This is a genomic window from Streptococcus sp., assembly GCF_019414905.1.
GTDB lineage: Bacteria > Bacillota > Bacilli > Lactobacillales > Streptococcaceae > Streptococcus.
On record NZ_DXLC01000291.1, the window covers coordinates 1 to 5,958 of the forward strand.

The window sequence follows — 5,958 nt, forward strand, 5'->3', positions numbered from 1 at the left end:
CCCAGTCTGGCTATGACTTGATGAAGGAGGCTATTCAGAGTTTAGGAGACCAACTGCCACCTGCCTTTTTTGCAGCTAGCGATAGTTTAGCTATCGGTGCCCTCCGTGCCCTCCAAGAATCTGGAATCAGCCTGCCAGACCGCGTCAGCCTCATTTCCTTTAACGACACCAGCCTGACCAAGCAAGTTTATCCTCCCCTTTCTAGCATCACGGTCTATACTGAGGAAATGGGCCGAGCAGGTATGGATATTCTTAATAAGGAAGTACTCCACGGTCGCAAAATTCCTAGCCTAACCATGTTGGGTACCAGACTGACTCTGAGAGAGAGTACAAAGAATGATTAGAATTACAAAACGACCGCTAGCAAGGCTGTTTCTCTAATAATCTCTATGATTCCGCTCCAACTCACACCTTTCGCTTATGTGCTTGGTGACTTTCTAGATCAACATCAACTTCAATGGTAATATTTTGAAAGCCACAATCTTTGAGGAAAATTCGAATAGATTCTTTACAAGTTTCCATATGCTCCATCTCTTTTAAACAAACATGGACAATGGCATTTTTTTCCAAACCATCCATAGTCCAGAGATTAAGCTGATTGATACTAGCGACATGATCCAATTCTGCTAAATCCGTCTTGATCTTCTGGATATCTACTCCTTCTGGCACTGCATCGAGGAATATCTTGAGCGTGCTCCAAAAACGTGGAAGGGCTTTTGACAGAACAAAGAAGGAAATAGCAATAGACAAGAGCGGATCCAAGATATACCAATCGGTAAATCGAAGAACAATGGCCATCAGGATGACAGCCACCCAACCCAAGGTATCTTCCAGAAAGTGCAGGCTGAGAATGGATTCGTTCTTGGTTTGTCCTTTGCGAATGACGAGACTCGCTAGCACATTGATAGTAATCGCAATAATTCCTAACCAGAAAATCCCCTCATCATTGACCGATTGTGGATGAAAGATTTTCGCTATATTTTCCAAAATCACTAGGATGGATCCTGTGATAAGAATCACAGCAGTCACCAGGGCCCCTAAAAGACTAAATCGCTTGTAACCCAAGGTATAATGCCTATCTTCTTCACGATTGGAGATTGTTTCTAGAAGGGCTGATATGCCAATGGCTATAGCATCCCCCAAGTCATGAACAGAATCAGCGAGAACGGCACTCGAACCAAATATTCCTCCTGCGATAAACTCAACAATAGCATAGCTTAAATTTAAGAAAAAAGCTATCCAAACAGTATATTTTGCCTTCATCTTTCTCATTCCTTTGTTATAATAGATTTATGAACACCTTGTTCATTATCATTATCCACTAAAACTCAAAGAAAGGATAGAAGCAAAAGGTCAGCTTTATTCAGTTCTGAACAATTTGCCTCAAGTGTCTATATGACTAAGATTGACCGCCGTATCAGCAAAACAAAAAAAGCCATCTTTCAAGCTTTTCTACAACTTTTGAACGATAAGGGCTACGAATCCACTACAGTTCAGGATATCATTGAACTCGCAGATGTTGGACGTTCCACCTTTTACTGTCACTATGAGAGCAAGGAACTACTTCTGGACGAGCTTTGCCGCTACCTCTTTCATCATCTCTTTGAAAGAGAGCAACCCATTTCAACTGAGGACTACCTCGCCCACCTCTTTCTTCATTTTCAGAAAAACCAAGACCATATCACCAGTCTGCTATTTTCCAAAAATGACTACTTCCTCCGTCAACTCCATAAAGAGCTAGAACACCATGTCTATCCCATGTTGGCTGATGAGTTAAAAGAAGCCCACACTAATCTGCCTACTTCTTACCTCCAACACTTGGTCGTGTCCAACTTTATCGAGACATTGACCTGGTGGCTCAAAAAAGGACAAGACTTTACATACCAGGAAGTTGTCCAGTTTTATCTAGACCTTCTCATTCCTAAAAATTGAATACAGATTAAAGCTCGGTTGCCTTATTTCTAGGCTACTGAGTTTCTTATCTTTTCAATAATCAAAAAGCCCAGACGACATTGTCTGAGCTTTCTTCTATATAGTCGTTTAACCAAGTTGAGTTTAGCTTTTCAAGCTATTTCTTCAACAAACCTTGTTCTTGGAGAAACTCTTTAGCTACTTGTTCTGCTGACTTGCCTTCAACACCGACTTGGTAGTTGAGCTGGCTCATCTGGCTTTCTGTAATCTTACCAGCCAATTTATTAAGAACTCTTTCCAACTCTGGATGTTTCTTGAGAAGAGCTTCTTTCATGAGTGGAGCCCCTTGATAAGGTGGGAAGAGTTGCTTGTCATCTTCCAAGATCTGTAAATCATAACGCGCCAATTCCGCATCAGTCGAATAGGCGTCCGTAATTTGAATATCACCTGACTGAATTGCCTGATAGCGAAGGGCTGGTTCCATGGTCGCTACATTGAGATTGAGACCATACATTGATTGCAAGCCCTTATTTCCATCTTCACGGTCATTAAACTCGAGAGTAAAACCTGCCTTCAACTGCCCTTCCACTTTTTTCAAGTCCGAAATGGTCTTCAAACCATATTCTTGAGCAATCTTTTTCGGAACAGCTACAGCATAAGTATTTTGATAAGACATGGGTTTGAGATAGGCTAGATGATCCTGTTTGGCAATGCCATCACGCGCTACCTGATAAACCTGCTCTGGCTCATGACTCACTTTAGGTGATGGCTGAAGTAAACTTTCAGTCACCGTTCCTGTAAATTCAGGATAGATGTCAATATCGCCTTTTTTCAGTGCTTCATAAAGAAAGCTTGTTTTCCCAAAATTCGGTTTAACAGTCGCAGTCATGCTGGTATTTTCTTCAATCAGCAACTTATACATATTGGCCAAAATTTCTGGTTCTGGACCCAATTTCCCAGCAATAACCAAGTTTTCTTTCTCTTTTTGAGCCAAAAGGGCTGGACTATAAGACAGACCTAGCAATACCGTCACCAAGGCAAAACCTGAGAAAATCGTCCGCAATTTTGCCTTTTCCATCACTTTTAGTAGGAAGTTAAAGGCAATGGCAAGCACTGCAGAAGAAAGGGCCCCAATCAAAATCAGACTGGCATTATTACGGTCAATTCCCAAAAGAATAAAGGAACCCAGTCCTCCAGCACCAATCAAGGCAGCCAAGGTTGCCGTACCGATAATCAAGACAGCTGCCGTCCGAATCCCAGACATGATAACAGGCATGGCAAGTGGAATTTCAAACTTCTTGAGACGTTCCCATCTGGTCATCCCAAAGGCAATCCCAGCCTCTTGCAGACTCGGATCAATTCCCTTGAGTCCAGTGATGGTATTTTGCAAAATCGGAAAAATCGCATAGATCACTAGAGCTGTCAAGGCCGGCAAGGTTCCAATTCCCATCAAAGGAATAAAGAGCCCCAACAAGGCCAGAGACGGGATAGTCTGGAAAATCCCTGCAATCTGCAAAACCCAATCCGCCAACTTCTCATGATAGCGAAGATAAACAGCCAAGGGAATCGCAAGCAAAATAGCTAGTAACAAGGTCAAAAGTGACAACTGCAAATGTTGAGATAGGGCTGTCAACCAATCACTAAAACGATCTTGAAAAGTTGCAATTAAATTAGTCATGAACACTACCTCCAAACAAGTCTGCTACAAATTCTGTGGCAGGCGCTTTTAAAATTGTCTCGGGATTCGCTACCTGACGAATCTCTCCATCCTGCAAGACAGCAATACGGTCCGCCAATTTCAAAGCTTCATCCGTATCATGGGTCACAAAAATCGTTGTCATTCCAAACTCTTTATGCAATTCTTTCGTCAGAACCTGCAACTGTTTTCTCGAAATAGCATCCAAGGCTGAAAAGGGTTCATCCATGAGCAAAATCTTAGGCTGGCCAATCATAGCTCGAACAATACCAACTCGCTGCTGTTCTCCACCAGATAATTCACTCGGAAGTCGATGCCTATACTCAGCTACTGGCAAACCAACTTTTGTCAAAAGCTCTTCTGTTTTCTGAGCAATTTCTTCCTTGGTCCAGCCCTTCATTTCAGGGATCAGAGCAATATTTTCCTCAACTGTTAGATTGGGAAAAAGAGCAATAGCCTGTAAAACATATCCAGTAGAAAGTCGGAGATCCCGCTCGTCATAGTCTTTGATGCGCTTGCCATCCATATAAATATTTCCATCAGTCGGTTCCAAGAGACGGTTAATCATCTTAATCATAGTCGTCTTACCTGACCCAGAAGGCCCAACTAAAACCATGAACTCCCCATTCTCAATCTGTAAATTGACATCTCTCAAGACATCTTTTTCTGTATAGCGTAGCGCTACATTTTTGTATTCAATCATGTTCTTCCTCTTTTAAAACTTATCTCTATTGGTCAAGGCTTCTATCTTAGGCAAAACTTCCTTATTATTCCAATACTACAAAATTTTCCCGTTTTCTAGTCGGAAAATATCGTACTGGGCACAGGCATCACCATCAATCTGAGTCTGACCAGAGCTAACCACATAGTTTCCTTGTCCTAAGAGTTGGAAAACAAAGTCAAAAGTGGCCTTTACTTATAAACAGCTAATTTACTCCATTTTAAACCTCATTTTCCTCCTCTTTCAGATTAGCCAAAATTCTTTCTTGAAAGGCTTCAAACTGACGAATTTCTTCCTCTGAAAATCCTTTGTAAAAGATCCTATCCAATTTCTGACTGACACGATGCCCCACTTCTTTCTGAGACTGCCCCAACTCTGTTAAAACCAAATACTTCTTACGCTTATCTTCTCCACATGGACTAATAGTTACAAGGTTTTGTTCCTCTAGCTTTTTAATCATCGTCGTCAGTGTATTGTTAGCAAGCCCAGTTTCCAGAGCAATATCTGTCGCAGTTGCGCAGCCAGTTTCACTATTCCATAAAACCGCTAAAATCTTGCCCTGTTCACTTCGATAAAGAGCTTCAGGATCTTGACTCAGTAACTTTTGAAAAATCCGACCATTCAACAAACGAATATGATGGGCTACCAAATGACTATCTTTCATGACACCTCCAATTTATTTCGATATCGAAAAGAATAAAACAATTGTAACACTCATTATTCCAACTGTCAACTATTTCGATTTAGAAATAATTTTTCCCAGTAAAAAAATCTCCTACCCAAGATAGAAGATTTTAATCTTATAAACTTAATCCGTCATGTCCGATACCAAAGTTCGATGCTCCAATGGAATACTGCACATAACTAGCAAGAAAATGAAACCTGACTGGATCCAGAAGAGGGCCAAGTCAAAGATTCCATGCACAGCAACCACTGTAAGGAAAGACAGATAAAGACCGATAATCGGACGTTTCCCCGATTCCTGGCTCATATCCATCATCAAGCGAACAGGAGCAACAGAAGACAAAACTAATAAAATAGTCCCTACAATTCCGTAACTCAGAATCGTATCAATATAAAGACTGTGAGCATGTTCATGATAAGGAGCATTTATTCTAGGATAAGAGTGCATATAGGTCAATGGTCCCTCACCCCAAAAAGGATTTTGCTTAAACAAGGCCATCCCAGCATCCCAGATAGAAATGCGTTCTTCCATAGAAGAATCTAAAGTCCCCATCCGAACTCCCAAATCACTGGAAAAGAGGAAGCTCAAGCCAATCGCAAAGACCCCAATACTAAGCCAAAAGGCCTTCCAGTTTTTAATGGTCGTAAAGAGATAGATGATTGCTCCAGCGATAATAGCAGGAAAGGCAGTTCGATTTTGCGTAAAGTTCAAACCAAAGAGATTAACAAAGCCTGCAAACACACAGAATACTTTCAACCAATTCAACTTGGTCGTTGTAAACAGATAGAAAGCAATCATGATACAGAAACAACAAATAATTCCATAATAATTAGGATTAAAGAAGGTCACTTCTGCACGATTCTGATGCCACACCTGCATATTGGGTGAAAGAAAAGCATAGTTAAATTTCTTCACAATTTGGAAATGTTCTAAACTCGCAAAAGC

At 41.1% G+C, this 5,958-nt stretch carries 6 protein-coding genes and 2 pseudogenes; 2 read left to right on the forward strand and 6 right to left on the reverse strand.

The window, feature by feature from the left end:
- Positions 1-344, forward strand: a pseudogene (galR, locus tag QZ359_RS08845) (DNA-binding transcriptional regulator GalR); the annotation flags it as partial.
- A gap of 61 nt (positions 345-405) precedes the next feature.
- On the opposite strand, the gene QZ359_RS08850 reads toward galR, so the two are convergent.
- Positions 406-1,263: a cation diffusion facilitator family transporter gene (locus QZ359_RS08850; RefSeq protein ID WP_033676416.1), complete on the reverse strand. Its 858-nt coding sequence runs from the start codon at positions 1,261-1,263 to the stop codon at positions 406-408.
- Positions 1,264-1,395: 132 nt separating this feature from the next.
- Between QZ359_RS08850 and QZ359_RS08855 the strand changes: the two genes are divergently transcribed.
- Complete coding sequence (locus QZ359_RS08855) at positions 1,396-1,932, forward strand: TetR/AcrR family transcriptional regulator (RefSeq protein WP_033676414.1); 537 nt, start codon at positions 1,396-1,398, stop codon at positions 1,930-1,932.
- 136 nt (positions 1,933-2,068) lie between these two features.
- Here the strand turns inward: QZ359_RS08855 and QZ359_RS08860 are convergent, their stop codons facing one another.
- From QZ359_RS08860 to QZ359_RS08880, 5 genes and pseudogenes are all read right to left on the reverse strand, one after another.
- Positions 2,069-3,589 carry an ABC transporter permease/substrate-binding protein gene (locus QZ359_RS08860; RefSeq protein WP_293965888.1) on the reverse strand — a complete coding sequence of 507 codons (1,521 nt, stop codon included), beginning with the start codon at positions 3,587-3,589 and terminating at the stop codon, positions 2,069-2,071.
- Complete coding sequence (locus QZ359_RS08865; RefSeq protein WP_293965889.1) at positions 3,582-4,310, reverse strand: ABC transporter ATP-binding protein; 729 nt, start codon at positions 4,308-4,310, stop codon at positions 3,582-3,584. Before QZ359_RS08865 ends, QZ359_RS08860 begins: the two co-directional genes overlap by 8 nt.
- Before the next feature lie 12 nt (positions 4,311-4,322).
- Positions 4,323-4,514 (reverse strand): annotated as a pseudogene (locus QZ359_RS08870) (polyketide cyclase); the annotation flags it as partial.
- A gap of 34 nt (positions 4,515-4,548) precedes the next feature.
- Positions 4,549-4,992, reverse strand: coding sequence for a MarR family transcriptional regulator (locus tag QZ359_RS08875; RefSeq protein ID WP_293965890.1), 444 nt, complete (start codon positions 4,990-4,992; stop codon positions 4,549-4,551).
- A 144-nt stretch (positions 4,993-5,136) separates the two neighbouring features.
- On the reverse strand, positions 5,137-5,958 hold an 822-nt coding region (locus QZ359_RS08880; protein WP_293965891.1), incomplete at its 5' end, for an O-antigen ligase.

Bases quoted from the DNA above. Each gene is read 5' to 3' on its own strand.
- QZ359_RS08850 (WP_033676416.1), bottom strand. From the start codon at position 1,263: ATGAAGGCAAAATATACTGTTTGGATAGCTTTTTTCTTAAATTTAAGC.
- QZ359_RS08855 (WP_033676414.1), top strand. From the start codon at position 1,396: ATGACTAAGATTGACCGCCGTATCAGCAAAACAAAAAAAGCCATCTTT.
- QZ359_RS08860 (WP_293965888.1), bottom strand. From the start codon at position 3,589: ATGACTAATTTAATTGCAACTTTTCAAGATCGTTTTAGTGATTGGTTG.
- QZ359_RS08865 (WP_293965889.1), bottom strand. From the start codon at position 4,310: ATGATTGAATACAAAAATGTAGCGCTACGCTATACAGAAAAAGATGTC.
- QZ359_RS08875 (WP_293965890.1), bottom strand. From the start codon at position 4,992: ATGAAAGATAGTCATTTGGTAGCCCATCATATTCGTTTGTTGAATGGT.